General features: G+C 67.7%; 25 protein-coding genes and 1 pseudogene. 12 read left to right on the top strand and 14 right to left on the bottom strand.

Annotated features, from left to right (window positions below; genetic code table 11):
• Nucleotides 1–52: 52 nt before the first annotated feature.
• From LF41_RS00565 to LF41_RS00585, 6 genes and pseudogenes are all read right to left on the bottom strand, one after another.
• Nucleotides 53–337 carry a hypothetical protein gene (locus LF41_RS00565; protein WP_036164414.1) on the bottom strand — a complete coding sequence of 95 codons (285 nt, stop codon included), beginning with the start codon at nt 335–337 and terminating at the stop codon, nt 53–55.
• 62 nt (nt 338–399) lie between these two features.
• Nucleotides 400–1,566, bottom strand: a complete 1,167-nt coding sequence (locus LF41_RS00570) for a hypothetical protein (protein ID WP_036164415.1) — start codon at nt 1,564–1,566, stop codon at nt 400–402.
• Nucleotides 1,566–2,336 (bottom strand): CpsD/CapB family tyrosine-protein kinase, encoded by a 771-nt coding sequence (locus LF41_RS17305; protein ID WP_425599462.1) that lies wholly within the window; start codon nt 2,334–2,336, stop codon nt 1,566–1,568. Before LF41_RS17305 ends, LF41_RS00570 begins: the two co-directional genes overlap by 1 nt.
• A pseudogene (locus LF41_RS17310) lies at nt 2,322–3,734 on the bottom strand (GumC family protein); the annotation flags it as partial. The pseudogene LF41_RS17310 and the gene LF41_RS17305, both read right to left, overlap by 15 nt.
• A complete protein-coding gene (locus LF41_RS00580; RefSeq protein WP_084073287.1) occupies nt 3,716–4,312 on the bottom strand; it encodes a polysaccharide biosynthesis/export family protein in 597 nt (198 codons plus the stop codon). The gene LF41_RS00580 and the pseudogene LF41_RS17310, both read right to left, overlap by 19 nt.
• Before the next feature lie 197 nt (nt 4,313–4,509).
• Nucleotides 4,510–5,001 (bottom strand): arsinothricin resistance N-acetyltransferase ArsN1 family B, encoded by a 492-nt coding sequence (locus tag LF41_RS00585; protein WP_036164416.1) that lies wholly within the window; start codon nt 4,999–5,001, stop codon nt 4,510–4,512.
• A gap of 83 nt (nt 5,002–5,084) precedes the next feature.
• Here LF41_RS00585 and LF41_RS00590 point away from each other — a divergent pair, with 83 nt between their 5' ends.
• Genes LF41_RS00590 through LF41_RS00605 form a run of 4 tightly spaced genes read left to right on the top strand, consistent with a single transcriptional unit; the run spans nt 5,085 to nt 6,947 of the window.
• Entirely contained in the window at nt 5,085–5,423 is a 339-nt protein-coding gene (locus tag LF41_RS00590; RefSeq protein ID WP_425599457.1) for an ArsR/SmtB family transcription factor, read from the top strand.
• Complete coding sequence (locus tag LF41_RS00595) at nt 5,420–5,908, top strand: ArsI/CadI family heavy metal resistance metalloenzyme (RefSeq protein WP_036164418.1); 489 nt, start codon at nt 5,420–5,422, stop codon at nt 5,906–5,908. The genes LF41_RS00590 and LF41_RS00595 overlap by 4 nt, the downstream gene beginning before the upstream one ends.
• Nucleotides 5,908–6,291 carry an arsenate reductase ArsC gene (locus tag LF41_RS00600; protein ID WP_036165555.1) on the top strand — a complete coding sequence of 128 codons (384 nt, stop codon included), beginning with the start codon at nt 5,908–5,910 and terminating at the stop codon, nt 6,289–6,291. Before LF41_RS00595 ends, LF41_RS00600 begins: the two co-directional genes overlap by 1 nt.
• A complete protein-coding gene (locus LF41_RS00605) occupies nt 6,288–6,947 on the top strand; it encodes an aquaporin (RefSeq protein WP_036164419.1) in 660 nt (219 codons plus the stop codon). Before LF41_RS00600 ends, LF41_RS00605 begins: the two co-directional genes overlap by 4 nt.
• Here LF41_RS00605 and LF41_RS00610 read toward each other — a convergent pair.
• Nucleotides 6,929–7,462: a dihydrofolate reductase family protein gene (locus LF41_RS00610; protein WP_036164421.1), complete on the bottom strand. Its 534-nt coding sequence runs from the start codon at nt 7,460–7,462 to the stop codon at nt 6,929–6,931. The two genes, LF41_RS00605 and LF41_RS00610, sit on opposite strands and share 19 nt — an antisense overlap.
• Nucleotides 7,463–7,619: 157 nt before the next feature.
• On the opposite strand from LF41_RS00610, the gene LF41_RS00615 reads away from it, so the two are divergent.
• From LF41_RS00615 to LF41_RS00640, 6 genes are all read left to right on the top strand, one after another.
• Nucleotides 7,620–8,762: a ScyD/ScyE family protein gene (locus LF41_RS00615; RefSeq protein ID WP_052116002.1), complete on the top strand. Its 1,143-nt coding sequence runs from the start codon at nt 7,620–7,622 to the stop codon at nt 8,760–8,762.
• 511 nt (nt 8,763–9,273) lie between these two features.
• On the top strand, nt 9,274–9,456 hold the full coding sequence (locus tag LF41_RS00620; RefSeq protein WP_036164423.1) for a hypothetical protein: 183 nt from the start codon (nt 9,274–9,276) through the stop codon (nt 9,454–9,456).
• Between the two features lie 20 nt (nt 9,457–9,476).
• Complete coding sequence (locus tag LF41_RS00625; protein ID WP_152599816.1) at nt 9,477–10,346, top strand: hypothetical protein; 870 nt, start codon at nt 9,477–9,479, stop codon at nt 10,344–10,346.
• Nucleotides 10,347–10,350: 4 nt separating this feature from the next.
• Nucleotides 10,351–10,920, top strand: a complete 570-nt coding sequence (locus tag LF41_RS00630) for a sugar O-acetyltransferase (RefSeq protein ID WP_036164426.1) — start codon at nt 10,351–10,353, stop codon at nt 10,918–10,920.
• A gap of 133 nt (nt 10,921–11,053) precedes the next feature.
• Nucleotides 11,054–11,344, top strand: coding sequence for a hypothetical protein (locus LF41_RS00635; RefSeq protein ID WP_036164427.1), 291 nt, complete (start codon nt 11,054–11,056; stop codon nt 11,342–11,344).
• Between the two features lie 88 nt (nt 11,345–11,432).
• Complete coding sequence (locus LF41_RS00640; RefSeq protein WP_036164428.1) at nt 11,433–12,074, top strand: hypothetical protein; 642 nt, start codon at nt 11,433–11,435, stop codon at nt 12,072–12,074.
• Between the two features lie 9 nt (nt 12,075–12,083).
• Here LF41_RS00640 and msrA read toward each other — a convergent pair whose 3' ends face one another.
• Nucleotides 12,084–12,584: a peptide-methionine (S)-S-oxide reductase MsrA gene (gene msrA, locus LF41_RS00645; protein ID WP_036164432.1), complete on the bottom strand. Its 501-nt coding sequence runs from the start codon at nt 12,582–12,584 to the stop codon at nt 12,084–12,086.
• A gap of 132 nt (nt 12,585–12,716) precedes the next feature.
• Here msrA and LF41_RS00650 point away from each other — a divergent pair, with 132 nt between their 5' ends.
• Nucleotides 12,717–13,100 carry a hypothetical protein gene (locus LF41_RS00650; protein ID WP_036164434.1) on the top strand — a complete coding sequence of 128 codons (384 nt, stop codon included), beginning with the start codon at nt 12,717–12,719 and terminating at the stop codon, nt 13,098–13,100.
• Between the two features lie 3 nt (nt 13,101–13,103).
• Here the strand turns inward: LF41_RS00650 and LF41_RS00655 are convergent, their stop codons facing one another.
• The 6 genes from LF41_RS00655 to LF41_RS00680 all read right to left on the bottom strand — a co-directional run bounded on the left by LF41_RS00655 (nt 13,104) and on the right by LF41_RS00680 (nt 19,407).
• Nucleotides 13,104–14,600: a tetratricopeptide repeat protein gene (locus LF41_RS00655; protein ID WP_036164435.1), complete on the bottom strand. Its 1,497-nt coding sequence runs from the start codon at nt 14,598–14,600 to the stop codon at nt 13,104–13,106.
• Between the two features lie 55 nt (nt 14,601–14,655).
• Nucleotides 14,656–15,375, bottom strand: coding sequence for a glycerophosphodiester phosphodiesterase (locus LF41_RS15895; RefSeq protein ID WP_052116003.1), 720 nt, complete (start codon nt 15,373–15,375; stop codon nt 14,656–14,658).
• 14 nt (nt 15,376–15,389) lie between these two features.
• Nucleotides 15,390–15,752 (bottom strand): hypothetical protein, encoded by a 363-nt coding sequence (locus LF41_RS00665; protein ID WP_036164436.1) that lies wholly within the window; start codon nt 15,750–15,752, stop codon nt 15,390–15,392.
• 83 nt (nt 15,753–15,835) lie between these two features.
• On the bottom strand, nt 15,836–17,908 hold the full coding sequence (locus tag LF41_RS00670) for a TonB-dependent receptor family protein (RefSeq protein ID WP_084073189.1): 2,073 nt from the start codon (nt 17,906–17,908) through the stop codon (nt 15,836–15,838).
• Between the two features lie 72 nt (nt 17,909–17,980).
• Nucleotides 17,981–18,352 (bottom strand): DUF2946 family protein, encoded by a 372-nt coding sequence (locus tag LF41_RS00675; protein ID WP_161786899.1) that lies wholly within the window; start codon nt 18,350–18,352, stop codon nt 17,981–17,983.
• 23 nt (nt 18,353–18,375) lie between these two features.
• Nucleotides 18,376–19,407 (bottom strand): diguanylate cyclase, encoded by a 1,032-nt coding sequence (locus LF41_RS00680; protein ID WP_052116005.1) that lies wholly within the window; start codon nt 19,405–19,407, stop codon nt 18,376–18,378.
• Nucleotides 19,408–19,611: 204 nt separating this feature from the next.
• Here LF41_RS00680 and LF41_RS00685 point away from each other — a divergent pair, with 204 nt between their 5' ends.
• Nucleotides 19,612–21,702 (top strand): M13 family metallopeptidase, encoded by a 2,091-nt coding sequence (locus LF41_RS00685; protein ID WP_036164440.1) that lies wholly within the window; start codon nt 19,612–19,614, stop codon nt 21,700–21,702.
• The last annotated feature ends 55 nt before the right edge of the window (nt 21,703–21,757 follow it).

Below are 21,757 nucleotides of genomic sequence, written 5' to 3' on the forward strand. Positions count from 1 at the left end.
AAAAAAAACGGGCCGCGAGAGCGGCCCGTCCGTGTTGCGTGCTGCGAGCGTCTTACGGGCTCGACGGCTTCGAAGGCTGCGCCTTCGGCTTGTCGTCGCCGCCACCAGAAGCACCGGCCAGCAGCGCGGCCGCGCCGACGGCGCCGATGATCATCGTGGTGTGGTTCTTCTTCGGGCTCTGCACCGGAACGGTCGGGACCTGCGGCTGCGCAGTCTTCGCGGGCTCCGCTTCGGCCTGCGGGGCCGGGGCTTGCTGCGATTCCTGGGCGGGCGCGGTCTGCGCCACGGCGTTGCCTGCGAACAAGACGGCCAGAAGGCCGGCGACGGCGTACTTCATTGCGTTTCCCCTGATGACGCTGCGTCGACGTTCGACGCGAACCTGTGAAGGATAGCGGTGTTTCATCCGCGTGAAGACGACGACGGGATCAGAAAAATTCCTAGGTCGTCGACCAGCAGCCGCCCACGCAGCCGGCGCTCGGCCAGCGAGCGAGCGGCATGCACCAGCACCAGGGATTGCTGCGTGCAGGCAGACGGGACGTCGAAGTCGACGGATTGCACGCGCCAGTCGGCGTCGCGTGCGAGCGGCAACTGCGCAAGTTTGGCGCCGTTCGTGCACGCCAACCGCCACTCGAAGGGGCGCGTGCTGTCGACGCGGTCGAGCGCCGCGGCCTGGAGCCGATAGCGGCCCGGCGCGAGCGCGAGCGACTGGTGCACGGCGGAGAACCGCACCGCGCGGTCGTCGAATTCCACCGAAAGCGCGGCCTTTCCCGAACGCGGCGCATCACGGGCGATTTCGACGATCGCCCCCGGCACGTCGTCGAACCACCACCCGTAGCCGGCCACGTTGCCCTGCCCCGCTTCGAACCCGCCGTCGAAGACCCCTTCGGCCAGCGCGCGCTCGTGCACGGGCAAGGTCGCGATCCATGCCGCGCGCGCGTCGGCGTGGCGCCCCGCTCGATCCAGGACGGCGATGCGCGTGCGCTGCATATCCTCGTCGGCCGGGGTGCGGCGTGCGAGCGCGGCGAGCAATGCATCGGCGTCCGCGGCCGGGGCCGCCTCGCTACGCAGCGTCGCCAGGAAGGCGCCGCGCCACGGCGGATCCTGCGCGAGCCGTTCGACCAGGCTGTCGCGCACGCGTGCGTCGTGCAGGTGCGGCATGAGCAGCGGCAGGAACAACTCGCGCGTGGCCGGCGCGACGCGCAGCAATGCGTCCAGGTGCGTCAGGCCCGTTTCGATCTCACCGGCGGCGAGCGAACGGTCGGTGAGCGTGGCCAGCGTCATCGGATCGCGCGGCCCGCGTGCGCCGGCGATCGTGATCAACGCATCGCGTTGTTCGGCGAGCGCGATCGTGCGGTACGCGCGTCCGTCGATGGGGCGCGTGGCGAGGATCGCCCGCGCCTGACGCGCGCGGTGCGCGTCGGGCGATGGTGCGGCGTCGAGCCGGCGTTGCAGGCGATCGGGGCCGAACGCCCTGCCCGCCTCCGTATCGACGCGTGACATCTGCACCGCCGCGACGGCGACGAGCGCCGCGCATGCCAGTGCGGCCGCGACGCGGACGCCGCTCATCACGCGGCCTGCTTCGTCCCGTAGCCGTAGTAGGCGTACGACCCGTATCCGTAGTCGTCGCCCTTGCGCTCCAGGTCGAAGCGCGTGAGCAGCGTGCCCAGCATGCGGCCGCGCGTGGACGACAGGCGACGCAGTGCGCCACGCAAGGCATCGCGACGCGTGTGTCCGGCCGCCGCGATCAGCAACGTACCCTCCGCGACGTGGGCCAGCAGCGGCGCATCGGCCAGGCCGAGCACCGGCGGACCGTCGATCACCACGATGTCGAATCGATCGCGCAGCGCATCGAGCATGCGCGCAAGACGATCGCCGGCCAGTAGCTCCGGCGGGTTCGGCGGCAACGGACCGGCGGTGATGACGCTGAAGGTTTCGCCCGGCGCCGCGCGCAGCACGTCTGCGATGTCGGCCGCGCCCGCGAGCACGTTCGACAAGCCGCTCGCGTTGGAGACGTCCAGCAAGCGGTGCAACGACGGCTTGCGCAGGTCCGCGTCGACGAGCACCACGCGCTTGCCGGTCTGCGCGATGTTGCGCGCAAGTTCGCGCGCGGTCGTGGACTTGCCTTCGGACGGACCGGCGCTGGTGATCAGCAGGCTGCGCGGCAGCCCGTGGTCGGTCGCGAACTGCAGCGACGTGCGGACGGAACGATAAGCTTCGGCGAACGGCGAGCGCGCATCGGTCGACGCCATCTGCGGCGACGTGCCATTGGGCAGGCGCGGGATCGCGCCGAGCACCGGCAGGCCGAGCGCTTCTTCCAGCGCCTGCGGCGAATGCATGCGGCGGTCGAGATGGTGCAGCAGGAAGGCCGTGAGCACGCCGGCGAACAGGCCGAGCAGCACGCCCACCGCGAGGTTGAGCGGGATGCGCGGAGAGTGACGACGCTCGGGCACGAATGCGCGATCGATCACCGAGACGTTGTTCGCGCCCACGCCGCCGACGACGCCGATTTCCTTGTAACGCTGCAACAGCCCGTCGTAGAGCTGGCGATTGGTCTCGGCTTCGCGGCGCAGGATGTTGTATTGGATGCTGCGGCCCTGCAGGTCGAGCACGTCGTTCTTCAGGCCGCTCATGCGGCCTTCGAGCAGGCCTTCCTGCGCGCGCGCGGCGTCATACTCCGAACGCACGGCGGCGCGGATGTGCGCGACTTCCGTGGCGATCTGGCGGTCGGTCTCCGCGATCTGCCCGGCGAGGCGGCGCATGTCCGGGTAGTCCGCCTTGAACGTGCGCAACTGCTCCTGGTACTGCGCGGCCAGCAGCGAGCGCGATTCGCGCAGCTTCTGGATCAACGGGCTCTGGACGACCTGCGGCAGGCCGAGCCCGTCGCCGGCGCGCGCCTGGTCCCACGCGGCCTGTGCGCGGATGCGCGCGGCCTGCGCGAGCGCGAGGGCCGCGTTGAGTTCGCCGAGGTTCTGCGCGCTCAGCGAAGGCTGGTTCTCGCCGACGTTGACGATCTGTTCTTGCGTCGCGAACGCGACCAGCGCCTTCTCCGAGTCCTCCAGCCGCGCTTTCGATTGCGCGAGGCGCTCCTCGAGGTACTTGCGCGCGTACGAGGACGCATCGAAGCGACGCTCGAGGTTGCTGGCGATGAAGGCGTCGGCCCAGGCGTTGGCGATCCTGGCCGACAGCGCCGGATCGGCCGAATCGAAGTTCACGCGCACCAGGCGCGAATTGCGCACCGGCTCGATGGTCAGCGATTCGAGCGCGGTCTCCACCAGCGCGCGCTCGCGCGCTTCGCGCTGCGCGGCCGGCGTGGCCTGCTTGTCTTCCAGGCCCGCATCGACGTTGGCCACCAGGTCGGCGAACAGCGGCGCCTGCACCAGGCGCAAATCCTGCACGACGCGGCGCGCGAGCGAGCGGCTGCGCAGCAATTCGTATTGCGTCTGGTAGAAGTCGCGGTCCATCGGCGACTCGGTGGGCGTCAGGCCTTCGACGTCCATGATCTTCATGGTGTCGCGTTCGATCTGCAGCGTCGACGAGGCGCGGAAGATCGGCGTCGCCAGCAGCGTCACGGCGAGCGCGAGCGCGACGACCGCCGCGGTCACGCCGGCGATCACCCAGCGCCGGTCGCGCAGGACCTGCCAGTACTCGCGCAGGTTGATGGTGTCCTCGTCCTCGCGGCCATCGGGCGCGGGCTGGGCTTGCAGATTCACGAGCGTCATCGGTAGGCCCGCCATACGGCGACGAAAGGCGCCAGCTTGATGAGGTTCTGCAGCGTGATCTTGCCGGTGGAGGTATCGACGACGACGACGTCCTCCCCCGTCAGTTCCGGATCGGCCTGCAGGCCGGCCTGGATCTGCTTGACGTCGAACCGCGCGAAGACGCGCTGCCCGCCCGAGGTCCGGAAGACGAAGACGTTGTCGTGGCTCGCCACGTCGTCGAACCCGCCCGCCATCGCGATGGCTTGCAGCAACGTCATGCGCGAGGTGATCGGGAAGATGCCGGGCTTGTCGACGGCGCCGCCGACGGTCACGCGCTGGCTCGCGAATTCCTTGACGAACACGGTGACCTGCGGGTCCTGCAGGTACTTCTGGTTGTAACGCGCGGCGATGTCGCGTTCGAGTTCGTCGACGGTGCGCCCCGCCGCGGTGACGGTGCCGACCAACGGAAGCGAGACCTCGCCCGCGTTGTTGACGCGCACTTCGCGGCCGAGGTCCTCGATCTGGAACACGGTGACGGCGAGCAGATCGCTGGGACCGATGCGGTATTCCGGACGGCCGACGGCGTCGGCGACGGGATCGGCGGGCGGAAGCATGGACGGCGCGCCGCCGGCGGCCCCATGGCTGGCGCACGCGGCCAGCAGCAGCAGCGCCGCGCAGACGGACAAACGAAACAGGATGGACACGGAAAGACCTGAAAAGAGCGACAGACGAAACCCCGCGGCAGTCTACCGACCGGGACGCCGGCGCCGGCATTCGGGCGCACGAGAATTTTTCTCGGTCGGCGTCGCCGTCAGCCGAGCAACAGCTGCCAATACCCCACGTCGATCCACCGCTCCTGCTTGAACCCCACACGCCTGAAGTGCGCGACCTTCTCGAAGCCGAGCCGCTCGTGCAACGCGACGCTCGCCGCGTTGGGCAGGGCGATCCCGCCGATCATCGTCTGCATTCCGCCCGCGCGCAGCGCATCGATCAACGCCACGTAGAGCGTCTGGCCCAGGCCACGACCGGTGCGCGCGTGGTCGAGATAGACGGTGGACTCGGCTGAATAGCGATAAGCGCATCGGCCCTTCCACTTGGATGCGTACGCATACCCGGCGATCGCATCCGCATCGACCGCGACCAACCAGGGCAAGTTGGCGTGGCGCGTTTCCTCGATGCGTGCGGCCATGTCGTCAGGCGTAACCGGCTCGGTTTCGAAGGTGATGCACGTCGTCGCGACGTAGTGGTTGTAGATCGCCGCGATGGCAGCGGCGTCGGTGCGTTCGGCGGGTCGAATTTCCATTGCGCGATGTTCCGGGACCGATGGAGGGGGCAGCAAGGCCTGTTGACTTCGCTCCATATTTCCATATTCTTAGAAGTATGGAAATGTCCTCATCCCTCGCCTGCCTGGCGGCCCTCGGCCACGAGTCCCGCCTGCGGGCCTTCCGTCGCCTCGTCGAAGCCGGGCCCGGCGGCCTCCCGGTCGGCGAACTGCGCGAACACCTCGACCTCCCGCCGGCCACGCTCACCGCGCACCTCAACGTGTTGCGCGCCGCCGACCTGGTCACCGACCAACGCGAAGGCCGCGTCATCCGCGTGCGCGCGAACTACGACCGCATGAACGGCCTCATCGCCTATCTCACCGAGAACTGCTGCGCCGGCTCCGGCCCCTGCGCCCCGGTGCCCTCCACGTGCAAGCCGCGCAAGACAGGAGGTTCGAAATGAATCGATTCCACGTGCACCTAAACGTTGCCGACCTCGACGCCAGCATCGCGTTCTACACCGAACTGTTCGCGGCCAAGCCCACCGTGCGCAAGGACGACTACGCGAAGTGGATCCTGGAAGATCCCCGCGTCAACTTCGCCATCTCCAACACCGGCCGCGCGCCGGGCGTCGACCACCTCGGGTTGCAGGTCGACTCGAGCGAGGAACTCGCCACGTTGGGCAAGCGCCTCGAAGCCGCGGGCGGCACCGTCGTCCCCGAAGAAGCCACCGTGTGTTGCTACGCGCAGTCCGACAAGAACTGGACCGAAGACCCGCAAGGCACGCGCTGGGAGACGTTCCACACTTTCGGCGACGCCACGACTTACCACGCGCCCGATGCGGCCTGTGCGACCGACGGCGCAGCCTGCACGCCTGGCGTGGCGTCGATGAAACCGAAGATCGACAAGGGCGCGTCCTGCTGTTCGCCCGCCTCGGCGTGCTGCTGATGAAACGCGTGCTGTTCGTCTGCGTCGAAAACGCCAACCGCAGCCAGATGGCGGAGGCGTTTGCCCGCATGGCGGGCGACGCCGAAGTCGAAGCACTGAGCGCCGGCTCGCGTCCCTCCGGCGTCGTGAATCCGAAGGCGATCCGCTTCATGGAAGAAGTCGGCTACGACCTGACCACGCATCGTTCGAAGTCACTTGATGAAGTCCAGGGCGAATTCGATGCGGTCGTGACGATGGGTTGCGGCGACGAGTGTCCGTGGGTACCCGCGAAACGCCGCGAGGATTGGGCGCTGAGCGATCCCAAGCACATGGACGACGACGGGTATCGCGCGGTGCGCGACGACATCGCCGCGCGCGTGCGTACGCTGCTGGCGACGCTGTGACCGGCTTGTCTCGCGCCCTCGTCGCCGAAGCGCTCGGCACGGCCCTGTTGCTGGCGACGGTCGTGGGCTCGGGCATCATGGGAACGCAGCTCGCGCAGGGCAACGATGCGATCGCGCTACTCGCCAACGCGGGCGCCACCGCTGCGATCCTCTATGTCCTGATCGTGCTGTTCGGTCCTGTCTCGGGCGCGCACTTCAATCCGGCCGTAACCCTGGCGATGCGTTTGCGTGGTGCCCTCGGAACGCGGGAAGCCCTTGCCTACATTGCGGTGCAAATCATCGCCGCGGTCGTCGGCGTCGCGTTGGCGCACGGCATGTTCGACCAGGCGCTGCTTCAACCGGGCACGCATGCACGCGCAGGGACCGGGCAGTGGTTGAGCGAGGGGGTCGCGACGTTCGGGCTGTTGCTGACGATCCTGCTGGGCCTCGCCCATCGCCCCGCGGCCGTTCCGGCACTCGTCGGCGCCTACATCTTCGCCGCGTATTGGTTCACGGGCAGCACATCCTTCGCGAATCCTGCCGTCACGATCGCGCGGTCGTTGACGCAGACCTTCGCCGGCATCCGTCCTGCCGACGTGCCTTGGTTCGTCATCGCGCAATTGATCGGCGCACTGGCGGCGCTCGGCGTCTCCCGCCCTTACCTGACGGCCAGGTAATCCACGTCGTACTGACTCTGGACCAGGCCGCTCGCGTACTGCTGCGTCCGAACGTGCTTGAGCGCGATGTCGCGTTCCAACGCGCCGAACAGCGGAATCCCTTGGCCGATGAGCACCGGAACGCGCGTGACGATGAGCCGCGTGATCAGTCCGGCGCGCAGGAAGCGCTGGATGGTGATGCCACCGTCGACATAAAGATGGCGGATGCCACGTGCAGCCAGGAGCGAAACGATTTCGACCGGCTCCCCCGAGAGCCGCTCAACCACCGCACCCTCCGCTATCTGCGGCAACGTCCGCGTGCTCAGCACGAACACGGGCTTCTTTCCGTAGGGCCAGGGATCGAACGCCAGCACCGTGTCGAACGTGTTCCGGCCGATGACCAATGCATCGACCGTCGCCATGAACTCTTCGTAGCCGTGGGGTTCACCGCCGCCCGGCGGGAGAAAGTCCAGCGAATGGTCGAGTCGCGCCATGAAGCCATCGAGGCTCGTGCCGACGAAGACGGATGCTTCCATGGGTTCGCCCTCCGTTTGCCGCTTCCGATTCTGCGCGCTGCGTGTTCTGCGCGTTGCGCGCGCGGCGTGCGCTCCCCTGCTCGGGTGCCCGCTGTCCGTCGATTGCCTTGTTCGCGTTGCTCCATGTGGCGGACCTGCTTCCGCCCGGAGAAATGCGATGAAACACGACTCATCCGTGCGCACATGCGCACTCGCCTTCGCGTTGGCGATCGCTGCTTCGGCGGCGAGCGCCGCGCAGCATACCGATCCACTGTCGCGAGCCGCGGGCCTAGTTCGCGTGCAAGCGGCGCAAGCCATCGGCGTCTCGGTCTTCGCCACCGGGCTCAACAATCCGCGCGGCCTGAAGTTCGGCCCGGACGGCAACCTGTACGTTGCCGAAGGCGGCATCGGCGGCAGCCGCTCGACGACACCTTCGCAATGCGATCAAGTCGTGCCGCCCGTCGGACCCTACCTTGGCAGCAGCACCGGCGGTCGCATCTCACGCATCGACTCGGCCGGCCATCGCACGACCGTGACCACCAACTTGCCGACGAGCACGACGAGCCCGGACCTGGGTTCGCTCGTGAGCGGCGTGGCCGACGTCGCGTTCGTCGACGGGCGACTGTATGCGTTGATTGCCGGTGGTGGTTGTTCGCACGGCGTCGCCAACCGCGACAACGCCATCGTGCGCATCGGTGCGGGTGGCGCGCCATCGCTGGTCGCCAACCTCAGCGCCTATCAGAAGACCCACCCTACCGCGGTGATCGAAGAAGACGATTTCGAACCGGACGGCACGTGGTACAGCATGGTCGCGCGCGACGGATGGTTGTACGCGCTGGAACCCAACCACGGTGAACTCGTGCGCGTGTCGGCCGCGACAGGCGCGATCCAGCGCGTCATCGATGTGTCCGCACGCGTCGGCCATGCGGTGCCGACCGCGCTCGCACGCCGGGGCGGTTACTGGTACATCGGCAACCTGGGGACGTTCCCCATCGTCGACGGCTCCTCGCGCGTGTGGCGCCTGCTGTCGAACCCCACGCGCCTGCAGGTGGTCGCGCAAGGCACGACGATCCTGGGACTCGCGTTCGATTCGCGCGACAACCTCTACATCCTGCAGAACACCACCGGCAATCCGGGACCGACGCCGGGCGCCGGCAGCATCGTGCGCATTCGCCCGGGTGGTGGACCGGAAACGATCGTCGACGGGCTGACGCTGCCCACTGCGATGACGATGGGGCCGGACGGCAACCTGTATGTCTCCCATGTCGGCTTCGGACCGCCGCTGCCGGGCGTCGGAGGAGTGCTGCGAATCGATCTCTAACCACGAACGACGAAGGCCGGCGGTGTGCGCGCCGCCGGCCTTCGCGAACATGCGGGGCACTACTGCCGCGCGCGAATCGCATTACGATGAAGTGACCACGCGCCATGTCCTGGTAGTGGTCGGCAAACAGCGTATTGAGCGTGGCACCCGTGATCGCGCCTAGCACTGGCACGACCTGCGCGGCGGCTTTTTCCGTCAGGACGATTCCGAACCGAGCGGCAACCGCCTCGATGATCGGGCGGGAACTCTACTCCGCCATCGGCCGAGCGAGCAGCTTGTGACCAATAGTCACGCGCATCATCTGACGGTAGCGGGACGCTTGGACTCACGCCACTTCCCGGTTTCTGGCACGCTTGACGCACCAGGGAGGGGATTCGACATGCGACGCCTCGTTTTACCTTTGATCATCGCGTTCTCGACCACCGCCCTCTCGGGTTGCTTCTACCAATCCCAACCAGAGCCCCGCCGAGTGCAATCGTCCAACCCAGACACTCGCACGGACGCCGAACGCATGGCCGAATACGACCGCCAGATGCAACGCGTCGCCGAACAACAAGCGGCGGCCGAACGGCAGCTCGCCATCTCGGCGGAGCAGCAGAAGCGGATGGAGGCGTTGCTGACGCGGTGGGAACGGCAGGCGGATCGCCAGGACACATTGCTCGACAAGGAAGAACGTCGGGCGGCCGCGCGGTGATCATGCACGCGAGGACTTCGATGCTCCGCGTCATCGCTGCCCTCTTCCTCGCGGCGTTGCCCGCCACCGCGGCGGAACCCGATCTCTACGATCGCATCGCCAACCTCGAGTTCGTCAAGACGAGTTACACCACCCAGCGAACGGCGCACGGGATCGACCTGGTCTCGCGCGAAGGCGTCACGTTGCCGACCGGCGCGCCGCACGCGAAGTACCACATCGAGATCGAAGGCCCGATTCCCGCGGGCGGCCTGACGTCCATCCAGCAGGTGGCGGAAGCCGTCGCGCTTTCGGTGAAGCCCGAGGTCGATGCAACGCAGGTCCAGGACAATCCGATCATCCCGGGGGTCGACGTGGACTTCGTCGACATCAACGGCACTGTCGTCGCGGTCCTGGCCTACCGCGCGAACAACGAAGGCAACCCGTGGCGCCAGCGCATCGCGATCCTCGGCGGCGACGGCATCTACACCACCACGATGAGCCTGCACACGGACGACAGGAAGGACCGGGCCGGTCTGGCGGCGATCATGTTGGTCGTCGACATGATCAACAGCGGCAAGATTCCCGCGCTGCAAGCGGCGAGCGCCGCGCCGGCGCGCCCGATCGCCGACGGCGACTACACGTTCCATCATCGATTCGCCGAGCACCCCTTCATCCCGAGCGTCGACATGCAGGCCAGCATCCGCGCGGGACGGATCACGATCACCAATCCGTCGCCGTCCGCGGCGTTGCCGGGCGGCGTCATCGCAGACGGCCGGTTGCTCTGGAACGCGCACGCCAGCCAATGGATCATCGCGCTCTTCCCCGCCGACAGCGAAGCGACGGAAGTCGGCGGCTGCTCCGATGGCCCCGAAGTCGTGGACCTGGAGAAACGCATCTACTGGACCTGCTGAGACGATGCGCACCGAAAAAGACAAGATGCTCGCCGGACAGATGTACCTCGCCAACGATCCTCAACGCGTCGCCGAACGCCTGCTTGCGCGTGAGCGGTGCCAGGCGCTGAACACCCTGCCCGCTTCCGCCGCGGATCCGGAGCGGCAGGCGCTGATCGAGGCGATCTTCGGTGCACCGACGAATGCATATGTCACGCCGCCGTTCCATTGCGACTACGGGACGAACATCGCGCTCGGCGCCAACGTCTACTTCAACTTCAATTGCGTCGTGCTCGACGTCGCGCCGGTGACCATCGGCGACAACGTGATGTTCGGTCCCGCGGTGCAGGTCTACACCGCGACGCATCCACTCGACGCGGAGGAACGTCGCAGCGGGCGCGAATTCGCCAAGCCCATCGTGATCGGCGACGACGCATGGATCGGCGGCGGCGCAATCATCTGCCCAGGCGTGACGATCGGCGCGCGTGCGGTGATCGGCGCGGGCAGCGTGGTCACCCGCGATATTCCCGCAGACGTATTCGCCGCGGGCAATCCGTGCCGCGTGGTGCGCGCGTTACCCCGTGGCGCGACGTGAGCGATGCTCACCAATCGCGCACGCAGTCGCTCACCTCGTCACCAATCCTCTCGTCTATCGCGTGGCGCGAACTCATCCTAGTCTCGATGCGCGATGTGGATTGCATCGCATCACGACAACAGGGAGAGGTTGCATGAAGAAGCTTGTCATCGGCGTTGCGTTGTTCGCGGTGGGCGTGGGAAGCGCGTTCGCGATCCGTTACCAGCCCTATCAGCTGACGCGCACGTTCTATTCGACGCCTGCGAAGACGACGGCCGTCGGCATCGGCGTGCTGCATTGCCCCACGTACGGCAACTCGTTGGGTTGGATCATGGACGGCCAGCAAACCGCCTACTACACCGACCGCAACGGCGCGGCGTGCACCACGGGCGGGCCGATGGAACCGTTCTGTCCGGCGGACGCAGACCCGGTGTCCTGCTTGTGATCCATCGCGGACGGGGCGCCTGCGCCCCGTTCGCTCTTGCGCGGCAGCTCCGCCTGTTACGCTTGCGCCATCATTTCGGGGGAAATCGATGAACGCACGCCGCCTGCTTTGCCACGGGTTGTTCCTGCTCGGCCTGTCGTCCGCCGCGACCGCGGCGCACGCCGAATGCCAGTCGCTGTCGCTGCGGAACTTCCAGTTGCAACAGGTGCCGGCCGGGACGTTCGAGAGCCGCAACGGCGAATTCTCGTTCACGCTGCCGTTCAAGACGCAGAACCTCGAATTCGGCAGCTTCGACAACAAGTGCCTGTACGCATTCAACATCGACGCGACAGATTCCACCGGGCATCGCTCGATCGAGTGGATCTATCTCCAGGGCGCGCTCTCCAACGACGCCTTCGTCGACTACTGGAAAGGCTTCATCGCTGACTACCTCGCGCACAACTTCGGCACCGGCGGCTACGCGCTGACGGCGCTGGACCCGTTCACCACGAAGGACGGGCGCGCGGGTATCCGATACGCGGGCACCGGCACGAACAACGGCGGGGGCGCAGGGGAAATCCGCGGCGTCGTGCTCGCATTCGAGGAACGCATGGCGAACGTCTACGCCATCGCAGATGCCCCCATCGCGGCGGAAGCGATGGACGCGCAGGCCGAAAGCGTCGAGGCGCTCGCGGCCTCGATCACCTGCACCTACTCGGCTTGCCGGGCGAAGGCGCCGGCAACGCACTGACCGCGCGCGTCACGCGCGCTTCGGCAAGCGCCATCCCGGCCGGATCACGTGGCACGTGTATCCGGTCGGATACCGCTCCAGGTAATCCTGGTGTTCGGGTTCGGCTTCCCAGAACGGGCCCGCCGGCGACACTTCGGTCACGACCTTGCCGGGCCACAGGCCCGATGCGTCGACGTCGGCGATCGTGTCTTGCGCCACCTGCTTCTGCGCATCGTCGGCGTAGAAGATCGCCGAGCGGTAACTCGTGCCGATGTCGTTGCCCTGGCGGTTCTTCGTGCTGGGGTCGTGGATCTGGAAGAAGAATTCCAGGATCTCGCGGTAGCTGGTCTTCGCGGGATCGAAGACGATCTCGATCGCTTCGGCATGCGTGCCGTGATTGCGGTAAGTCGCGTTCGGCACGTCGCCGCCGCTGTAGCCCACGCGCGTGGACACGATGCCTGGCTGGCGCCGAATCAGGTCCTGCATTCCCCAGAAGCAGCCACCGGCCAGCAGTGCGGTTTCGGTCGTCATGTGCGGTCCTCTCTCACGGGATGCATGGGAGATGGGGGCGGCATCGCAGGTTTCGAGGGGGCCGGCGGCAGTCACGCCGGTTTAACCGCGGCTGTTTCCAGATGGACGCCCGTCCCCCTCGCAGGCGGCACCATGGGCACTCCGTTTCGGCTCCGCGCACTCGCATTGGTCTGCGGTTTCGCCCTCGCCCTGCCCGCGGCGGCCGTCGATTCGAACAAGTGGCGCCTGCAGTTCAGCGGCCACGCCGACACCGATGGTGAAATCGAACTCGTGCTTACGCCCAGGGAAGGCGAAGCGGTGCACGTGATCGTCGCGATCCCGAAAGGCACGGGTGAAAACCGCGCCGCCAAGCTCACGGTCGAGGCCATCCGCAAGCAGTTCGGCGACGCGCTCTACAAATCCGAAGTGGACGACGGCGAAGACGTGCTGGTGAAAGCCCGCCGCGGCACGCCGGATTTCCAGGTCGTGATCCAGCGCAACACGACGGGCCTGCGCATCAGCCCCGACAAGGAGTGAGGCTCACTCCTTGATGTCGTGGCGCGCCATGTACGCGCGGATTTCCTGCGCACGTTTCACGTGCAGCGGCCAGTCGCGCATGTACGTCGCCAGGAACCGGCGCATGGCGTTTTCGGCGCCCGGCGCGTCGTAACCGCCCAGCGCGGACAGGCGTTGGTACCAGCCGGGCCCGAAGTCCGGGAACTCCGTCGTCAGCGCGTCCGTGCATGCGAGGAACCCGCGCCGATCGACCGCCACCCTGCAGAACTCGATGTAGGCGTTCTGGCGCAACTTCGGCTCGCGCATCGCAACCTCGTAAAGCGGACGCGCCTCGGCCGAATGCCCGGTATCGCGCAGGATGTCGGCGAGCATGCGGCTCGCGGACGGATCCTCCGGTTCGAGCTTCAGTGCGCGCTGCGCGTCTGCGCGCGCCCATTGCGGATCGCCGAGTTCGGAGATCACGTACGCGCGCCAGCGCGACTCCTGTCCGTAATCCGGCATGAAGCGCAGCGCTTCGGAGAGGTAGACGAACGCCTTCCAGAAATCATCCTTGTGCAGATACGCGCCACCGACGGTGCGCAGGTATCCCGCATTGGGGACGCGCAGTGCGAGCGGCTCGATTTCCGGGATCGCGCGCGCCTCATCCGCTTCGAGTTCGAATTCGTAGCTTTCGTGGGAGGTGGTCATCACCGCCAGCGCCGGGTTCTCCTTCACGTGGTCGCTCGCATACCGCGCGACCTCGCGCATTTCGCGCAGCGAACCGCCCCAGCGCGGCTCGGCGTTGTTCATCATTTCTTCGACGACGTTGTACGAGTTCGGGTCGGCGGCCAGGCACGTGGCCGTGGCCTTCACTTGCACCTGATCGTCCGCCTGGCGGCCCATCTGCATCAGCGCTTCGCATGCGGGCAGCAGGCGCGGTTCGATCTCGAGCGCTTTGTCGAGATGGGCTTGCGCTTCTTCGAAATACCCGGACATGGCGATCAGGTTTTCGCGCGGCGTGTCCTGGATCCACTTGCCGCCGCGCGCCGCCCATCCCTTGTTCACCAGCACGCGGCCCACCGCGGTATTCGCGTACGGGCTGTCGGGCGACGCCGCCAGCCACTTGCGCGCGACGCCTTCGGACCACACCAGCTTGCCGCGGTCGGCGAACGGCAAGTACGCGGTGAACGTTTGGTCGCGCGCGTTCGGGTCGGTGAAATGCGCGTCGAGCAACGCGCGGAACTTCGCATCGATCGTCTTCGCGCCCCCAGGGCCCTGCAGGATCCCTTCGATCTCGCCCAGGGTGAACAACGGTCGCTGGTTGAACATCACGCAACGCGCCTTCGCCGCGCCCGGCGCCCACGTGTTGCCAGGCAGATCCGGATACGCCAGGCAGCGTTGCAGGGGATCGTCGATCGCGTCGGCCTTCTTCACGGCGGCGACGAACGCCGCCAGCTCCGGCGGCGGCGCTTTCATTCCGGCGAATGCGGGCGCGGCGAACGCGCACGCGAGCGGCGCGACAAGCAACAGACGAGCGATCAAAGCGACTTCCCCAAGTCGTTCCGGATGCGCGCGACGATAGCATGCACCCCACGCGTCAGTCCGTCATCAGTGACACCGGATCATCGGAGAAAAACCCGCACACGCCGAGCGCGAGCAGGCGGTCGCGTTCGGCGCGGTCGTTGACCGTGTAGGCGACGACGCGGAACCCGGCCTCGCGCCATGCAGCGAACACCGCGGGCGGCGCGCGGCGATCCACGCCGGCCCACTGCACGCCGGCTGCACGTGCGGCATCGATGCCGTCGCCGGTGCGCGTGAGGAACATCGCAGGGTAACCGGCAGCGACGGCGGCAAAGAGATCATCGAGCGCGAAGGCTTGCACGAGCGCTTGCGTCACCGGGATGTCCGCCGCGTTCAAGGCATCGACCAGCGCCGCGCCGCTGCCCGGCGCTTTCGCTTCCGGCACGAACACAGCGCGCCCCTTGAATTCGTCGAGCACGTCGGCGAACACCGGCGGCGCCACCGTCGACGGAAATCCGCGAAACGGCCGCGCGCGCAACGCCCGAAACATTGCGAGGTCCATCGCTCCAACCGGCCCGCTGCCCGTCGTCGTGCGTTCGACCGACGCATCGTGCATCACCACCAGCGTGCCGTCGGCGAGCACGCGGACGTCTTGTTCAAGCACGCGCAGTCCACTCGCCCACGCCGCGCGATAGGCCTCGAGCGTGTTCTCCGGCGCGAGCGACGCCGCACCGCGATGCGCGATCCACAGGGGCGTTTCCGGAGTCGCCGTTTCGAGCGATGGCAGGGTAACCATCGCGCCAGCCTACCTCACGCGAAGGCCTCCCCCATCGCCACGGACGCCGCGCGGTCCACCAGCCGCAACAACCCGCCGCGCCGTGGCGCATACCAGGCGAAATACAACGCCTTCAGGCTCACCTCGTACTGCGTTTCCAGCAAGGGCGCGAGGCACGCGGCCGCGCGGGTTTCACCGACATGCTTGCAGCCCATCGAGATGCGCTCGGCCAGACGCCGTACTTCGCCCCAGTCGCCGCGCGCGGCCGCGTGTTCCATCGAGAGCAGGTCGCGCACCGTGATGCGGTGGAACGCCGCCACGATGCGGCGCACGCGCGCCGCGTCGTGGGGCAACCATCGGGACAGCTCGGCGAAGTCGCCGTCGGTGTCGTCGGCCATGGCGCCGACGTTACGCACATCAGCGCGTGCGACGGAAGCGGATCGTCTCCGCCTCCGCGCACGGCCCATCCGGCGCCCGGACGTCAGAGCCGGAGTTCGACCCCCGCGTACAGCCCGCGCCCGTCGCCCGGGAACAGGTGCCGACCATCCACGCCGCGCGCATCGGCCACGACGTTCGTGCTCGCGATCCATCGCTTGTCGAACACGTTGCGCATGTCCGCGAACCACGTCCATCGCGCGCCGAGGTCGCCGCCGATGCGCAGGTTCCACACGGTCGCACCCTTCGCCCGCAGCGAGTTGGCGTGGTCGATCCACGTCTTGTCGTTCCACTCCACGCCCGGCACGACGTGGAATGCGGCGACCGGCGACCACCGCAGTTCCGCACGCACCTGCTGGCGCGGCACGCCGGCCAGCGCGTTGTCGCCGTACCGCGGATCGCCGTCGAAACGGAAATCGTTGAACAGGTACTGCAGGCTCGTGCGCCATCGCGACGTCCAGTCCCACGCGCCGCCGAGTTCGATGCCCTGGTGCACGGTGCGGTCGGCGTTGGTCGTGCCGAGCGGATTGCCGTTCGCATCGTTGAGCGCGAGCAGTTCGTCGTCCACGCGCGCGTGGTACAGCGCGACATCGAGCCAACCCTTGTCATGCTGCACGCGCGTGCCGACTTCGACCGTCGTCGCCGTCTGCATGTCGACCTGCGTGACGCCCGGGCCGCCGGTGAGTTCGCCGAAGGTCGGCGGTTCCAGGCTGCGGCTGACGTTCGCGAAGACCTGCGCGTGCTCGCCCATTTTCGCGCGCACGCCGAGCTTGGGGCTCACGCCCGAATACGTCTTGTCGAAACTCTCGTCGCGGCCGCCGGTGATCCACTTGTCGTCGGAGCGACGCACCGCGTGCAACCCCTGCGCACCCAGTGCCACGGTCCAGCGATCATCCAGCGCGACCTGCTGTTCGAGATACGCGATGCTGTCGCGCGCATGCTGGTCGAAGATGTTCGTCGGCGCGCCGGGGTTGCCGCCGACGTTGACGAAGCGTTCGTCGTGCAAGCTGCCGTTGGTCGTGCGCACGCCGGCGATGAGCGTCGCCGCGTGACCGCCCCACTCCGACTCGTGCCGCCAGCGCAGGTCGACGCCGACATCGCGCGAGTCTTGTTCCAGCACCTGGAAGATCGGATGGTGCAGTTGCTTGTCGGACACCGACAGCGACAACGCCACTTGGTCGCCCGCAGTCGGCGACCACGCCAGCCGGCCCGCGAGGCGTTCGAGCACGAAGTCGCGGCGCTGATCCATCGACACATTGGCCGGCGCCGCGAGCGACGGATCGCGCGCGAACTCGGCGAAGGTCAGGTTGCCCGGCAACTGCGAGCGCGAATCGACCTTCGTGAAATACAGGCGGCCGTCGAGCGTCTCGTTGAAGCGGTAGCCGGCGTTGCCGAAGAATCGATACGTCTCCTGCACCGCGTGGTCGCGATAGCCGTCCTGCGAGGTGCCGGTCAGCGTCGCGTAGCCATCGGCGCGGCCCGAGACGCCTGCGGCGGCCACTTGCCCGCGGCGGAAATCGAACGATCCGCCTTCGACGCGACCGGTGAACGACGGCGCGTCGTACCCGGTCGGCGACACGAAATCGATCGCGCCGCCGAGCGTCGCCGCGCCGTATTCCAGCGCGTTCGCGCCGCGATACACCGTGATGTAGCGCGACGCGAGCGGTTCGATCGCCTGCATGTCGAAGGCGCCGTCGGCCAGGTTGATCGGCGTGCCGTCCTGCAGCACGACGAGCCCGCGCCCGTGGAAGGTGCGTTGCAGGCCGGAACCGCGGATCGAAACGCGCGATTCATCGGCGCCAAAGCGCGGCTGCACGAAGACACCCGGCGCGAAGCCGAGCGCATCGACCAGCGTGCCCGCGCGGCGGTCGCGATAGGAATCGCCATCGATCACCGCGGTGCCGCCGGTGCGTTCGTTCGCCTTGCGGCGTGCGTTGGCCAGGTCGTCGACCGTGCGGATCGGGCGCGCGCCCAGCACGGTGACGGTGTCGAGTTGTTCGGGCGTGCGTTGCGGCACGACCGGTTCGCCCGCGTGCGACGGTGCGCACGCGAGCAACAAGGTGGACGCGAAGGCGACGCGGCAAGGCGCCGCGCATCGCGCGGAATACGGGGAAGACATCGGTGCTCTCCTGAAGCACGAATACGACGCGCGCCGTCGATGACGGCCGCGCGGTCCGAAGATGGCGTCGACTCAGGAGAAGGACGGCGGCCCGCGGGAGCCCAGGCCATTGGGATGGCGGAAGTTCGGCGGGGCCGCGGCTTCGACGACCGCCGGCGCGACCGGCACCGTGTCGGCGACCGCCGCCAGCGACGGGACGTCGGGCGAGACCAGCGATTGCAGCAACGGGCAGTAATCGCAATCGCCGTTGCCATGGTGCGGGGGCGGCGGGGTTTCCGGGGCGGCGTGGTGCATCGCCCCGGCCATCGCCATCTGGTGACCGTGGTGGGCCTCCCCGGCCCGGGCCGCCTGCGCGAGGCGCCCGGCGACCGGCATCACCAACAGCGCGAACGTCGCCGCCAGCGCGAGCCGGTGCATCAGGCGGTGGAAGACGGTTGCACGCATGCCGGCGCGCATTCTACCGGCCCTCAGGTGTGCGCGGGGGAGCGCGGGCGGCGGATGCGCTGGCGGTTGCTGCGCAGCGCGGAAACGCTTTTCGGAACCGGTTGCGCGCCCTTGCGCTCGCGCGAGAATGCGACGACGCGGTCGCGCCCGCGCGACTTGGCCAGGTAACACATTTCGTCGGCGCGATAGAGCAATTCGTACGCGCTCAACTTGCCGTCGGCGAATTCGAGCTGGCCGATGCTCGCCCCGATGCGGAACACCTCGCCCTGCCACTCGAACGGATACGCGCCGATCGCACGACGCACCTTCTCGGCGACGTAGCTGGCCTGCTCCGGCGCGGCGTCTTCGAGCAGGATCGCGAATTCGTCGCCGCCCAGGCGCGCGAGCGCATCGTTCTCCCGCAACTGGCTGCGCAGCAACTTCGCCAGCTGGCGCAGCAGTTCGTCGCCGGCGGCGTGGCCGGCGGTGTCGTTCACCGGCTTGAAATGATCGAGGTCGAAGTACAGCAGCGCGTGGCGCGAGCCGTTTTCCTTCGCGCTCTGCACGGCGCGGCGCAGGCGGCTTTCGAATGCGCGACGGTTGGGCAGGCCCGTCAGCGGATCGTGGTGCGCCTGGTGCGTGAGCTCGTCGGTGAGGCGCTTGGCCGCGGTGACGTTGCGGAACGTCACCACCGAGCCCAGCACGCGGCGCAGGTCGTCGACGATGGGAGAGACGTTGCCATCGACGAGCACCACGTGCCCGTCGCGACGGCGCAGCATCGTGAAGTGCCAGTCCGATTCGGGCGAGAGCGGATCCATGCCGTTGCCGTGCTCGTCGACGAAACGCACCACGTCGCCCAACGGGCGCTCGAGGGATTCGGGTTCCGTCCAGCCGGTCAGGTGCGCGGCGACGGGGTTGAGCAGCGTGATCTTGCCTTGCAGGTCGATGATCACCACGGCGTCGGAAATCGCCCGCACTGCGGCGTCCGCGAACCGGCACTGCTGGCGGCACGTCGCAAGTTCGCGCTCCAGGCGCGCGGTGGCCGCGTCCTGCGGCGGGTGTTGCGATTCGTCCACGTTCGGGGGAAGTCGGTGGATACGGCCTTGGAGCGTAAGTGGCTTACTGCAAAGGTCAGGTGAGGTTCATTCCCGTGAGGTTTGCCGGAAGTCCGCCTGCGCCGCATTCAGATTGATGCGGGGTTGCATGACCTTCGGTCCATGCGTCGGGGCGGGCCTCCGGCGCCATGATGGCGGCCCATCGACCGGAGAGAGACCCGCCCCATGCAGCACCGCATCGGCTGGATCCTGACCACCGCCCTGATCGTCGGTTGCAACGCGCAATCGCCGGCGGACAAGGCGGCCACCACCCCCGCGCCCGCCTCCACCACCGCGGCCAACGCCTCGCCGACCATCGGCATCGACCTGGCCGGCATCGACAAGTCCGTCAAGCCGGGCGACGACTTCGAGGAATACGCCAACGGCGCATGGCGCAACAAGACCGAGATCCCCGCCGACCGCGCGAGCATCGGCACGGGCTTCTACGTCTACGAACTCTCCGAAAAGCGCACGCGCGACCTGATCCAGAACGCCGGCAAGGCCAACCCCGCCGCAGGCACCGACGAGCGCAAGATCGCCGACTACTACGCCGCGTACATGGATGAGGGGACGATCGAGAAACGCGGCCTGCAGGCCATCGACGCCGACCTCAAGGCCATCGACGGCATCACCGACGTCGCATCGCTCTCTCGCGCGCTCGGCGGCCAGGTGCGCGCCGACACCGATCCGCTCAACGCGACCAACTACGACACCGAACACCTCTTCGGCATCTTCGTCTCGCAACCGCTCGACAAGGCCGGCACGCAGGTGCCGTACCTGATGCAGGGCGGCCTGGGCATGCCGAACCGCGACTTCTACCTCGAGAAGGACCTCGCCGCGAAGCGCGACGCGTACCTGGCCTACATCGAGAAGATCCTCTCCACTTCGGGCACGCCGGACGCGAAGGCCAAGGCCAAGGCCGTCTTCGATCTCGAAATGAAGATCGCCAAGGCGCACACCTCGCTCGAAGAAAGCGGCGACGTGCACAAGGCCAACAACCCCTGGCCGGTCGCCGAGTACGCCAAGCGTGCGCCGGGCATCGACTGGACGGCGTTCTTCGACGCCGCCGGCGTCGGTGGGCAGCCCATCGTGCTGGCATGGCAGCCCAACGCCATCGCGAACCTCTCGGCGCTGGTGGCCGGCGAACCGTTGCAGACGTGGAAGGATTACCTGCGCTTCCACACCATCAACCATGGTGCGGGCCTGCTGCCGAAGGCCTATGCGGACGCCGCCTATGACTTCTACGGCCGCACGCTGTCGGGCACGCAGAAGCAGACCGATCGCTGGAAGCGCGGCATCAACTCGACCAACAACGCACTGGGCGACGCCGTCGGCGAGATCTATGCCAAGGAGTACTTCCCGGCCTCGTCGAAGGCGCAGGTCGAGGACATGGTGAAGAACATCGTCGCCGCGTTCGACGATCGCCTGACCAAGCTCGACTGGATGAAGCCCGAGACCAAGGCCAAGGCGCGCACCAAGGTCAAGGAAATGCAGGTCGCCGTCGGCTACCCGGAAACCTGGCGCGATTACGCGTCGCTGGAGATCCGCCCCGACGATGCGCTCGGCAACTTCCTGCGCGCGGAGAAGTTCGAGTACCAGCACCAGCTCTCGAAGCTCGGCAAGCCGCTGGATCGCCGCGAATGGTGGATGACGCCGCAGACGGTCAACGCGGTGAACCTGCCGCTGCAGAACGCGCTGAACTTCCCGGCGGCGATCCTCGAAGCGCCCTTCTTCGACCCGAAGGCCGACCCCGCCGCCAATTACGGTGCGATCGGTGCGGTGATCGGCCACGAGATCAGCCACAGCTTCGACAACACCGGCGCCGAGTTCGATTCGGACGGCACGCTGCGCAACTGGTGGACGAAGGAGGACATGGCGCACTTCAAGACCGCCGCCGCCGCGCTCGCCGCGCAGTACGACGCGTACGAACCGATCAAGGGCGTGCACCTCAACGGCAATCTCGTGCTCGGCGAGAACATCGCCGACGTCGCGGGCCTGGCCGCTGCGCACGCGGCGTACCGCAAGTCGTTGAACGGCAAGGAGGCGCCCGTGATCGACGGCCTGACCGGCGACCAGCGCTTCTTCATCGCCTTCGCGCAAGCGTGGCGAGCCAAGGTGCGCGAAGCGGCCCTGCGCAACCAGATCATCGGCGATGGCCATTCGCCGGCGCGCTACCGCGCACTGACGGTGCGCAACCTCGATCCGTGGTACCAGGCCTTCGACGTCAAGGACGGCAAGCTGTTCCTCGCGCCGGACAAGCGCGTGCAGGTCTACTGATGCACTGAGGGAAAACCCTCACGCATGTGACACCGACGGGCCGCCAACGCGGCCC

It is taken from the genome of Lysobacter dokdonensis DS-58 (genome assembly GCF_000770795.1).
In the GTDB taxonomy this organism is placed as follows: Bacteria; Pseudomonadota; Gammaproteobacteria; order Xanthomonadales; family Xanthomonadaceae; genus Noviluteimonas; species Noviluteimonas dokdonensis.

What these genes read in the sequence shown, in the direction of transcription:
- LF41_RS00665 (WP_036164436.1), bottom strand. Translation starts at nt 15,752, where the DNA reads ATGGCCGACGACACCGACGGCGACTTCGCCGAGCTGTCCCGATGGTTG.
- LF41_RS00565 (WP_036164414.1), bottom strand. Translation starts at nt 337, where the DNA reads ATGAAGTACGCCGTCGCCGGCCTTCTGGCCGTCTTGTTCGCAGGCAAC.
- LF41_RS00670 (WP_084073189.1), bottom strand. Translation starts at nt 17,908, where the DNA reads ATGTCTTCCCCGTATTCCGCGCGATGCGCGGCGCCTTGCCGCGTCGCC.
- LF41_RS15895 (WP_052116003.1), bottom strand. Translation starts at nt 15,375, where the DNA reads ATGGTTACCCTGCCATCGCTCGAAACGGCGACTCCGGAAACGCCCCTG.
- LF41_RS00625 (WP_152599816.1), top strand. Translation starts at nt 9,477, where the DNA reads ATGCTCCGCGTCATCGCTGCCCTCTTCCTCGCGGCGTTGCCCGCCACC.
- LF41_RS00590 (WP_425599457.1), top strand. Translation starts at nt 5,085, where the DNA reads ATGTCCTCATCCCTCGCCTGCCTGGCGGCCCTCGGCCACGAGTCCCGC.
- LF41_RS00580 (WP_084073287.1), bottom strand. Translation starts at nt 4,312, where the DNA reads ATGCTTCCGCCCGCCGATCCCGTCGCCGACGCCGTCGGCCGTCCGGAA.
- LF41_RS00635 (WP_036164427.1), top strand. Translation starts at nt 11,054, where the DNA reads ATGAAGAAGCTTGTCATCGGCGTTGCGTTGTTCGCGGTGGGCGTGGGA.
- LF41_RS00570 (WP_036164415.1), bottom strand. Translation starts at nt 1,566, where the DNA reads ATGAGCGGCGTCCGCGTCGCGGCCGCACTGGCATGCGCGGCGCTCGTC.
- LF41_RS00610 (WP_036164421.1), bottom strand. Translation starts at nt 7,462, where the DNA reads ATGGAAGCATCCGTCTTCGTCGGCACGAGCCTCGATGGCTTCATGGCG.
- LF41_RS00600 (WP_036165555.1), top strand. Translation starts at nt 5,908, where the DNA reads ATGAAACGCGTGCTGTTCGTCTGCGTCGAAAACGCCAACCGCAGCCAG.
- LF41_RS00640 (WP_036164428.1), top strand. Translation starts at nt 11,433, where the DNA reads ATGAACGCACGCCGCCTGCTTTGCCACGGGTTGTTCCTGCTCGGCCTG.
- msrA (WP_036164432.1), bottom strand. Translation starts at nt 12,584, where the DNA reads ATGACGACCGAAACCGCACTGCTGGCCGGTGGCTGCTTCTGGGGAATG.
- LF41_RS00650 (WP_036164434.1), top strand. Translation starts at nt 12,717, where the DNA reads ATGGGCACTCCGTTTCGGCTCCGCGCACTCGCATTGGTCTGCGGTTTC.
- LF41_RS00685 (WP_036164440.1), top strand. Translation starts at nt 19,612, where the DNA reads ATGCAGCACCGCATCGGCTGGATCCTGACCACCGCCCTGATCGTCGGT.
- LF41_RS00615 (WP_052116002.1), top strand. Translation starts at nt 7,620, where the DNA reads ATGAAACACGACTCATCCGTGCGCACATGCGCACTCGCCTTCGCGTTG.
- LF41_RS00675 (WP_161786899.1), bottom strand. Translation starts at nt 18,352, where the DNA reads ATGCGTGCAACCGTCTTCCACCGCCTGATGCACCGGCTCGCGCTGGCG.
- LF41_RS00585 (WP_036164416.1), bottom strand. Translation starts at nt 5,001, where the DNA reads ATGGAAATTCGACCCGCCGAACGCACCGACGCCGCTGCCATCGCGGCG.
- LF41_RS17305 (WP_425599462.1), bottom strand. Translation starts at nt 2,336, where the DNA reads ATGCATTCGCCGCAGGCGCTGGAAGAAGCGCTCGGCCTGCCGGTGCTC.
- LF41_RS00620 (WP_036164423.1), top strand. Translation starts at nt 9,274, where the DNA reads ATGGCCGAATACGACCGCCAGATGCAACGCGTCGCCGAACAACAAGCG.
- LF41_RS00595 (WP_036164418.1), top strand. Translation starts at nt 5,420, where the DNA reads ATGAATCGATTCCACGTGCACCTAAACGTTGCCGACCTCGACGCCAGC.
- LF41_RS00630 (WP_036164426.1), top strand. Translation starts at nt 10,351, where the DNA reads ATGCGCACCGAAAAAGACAAGATGCTCGCCGGACAGATGTACCTCGCC.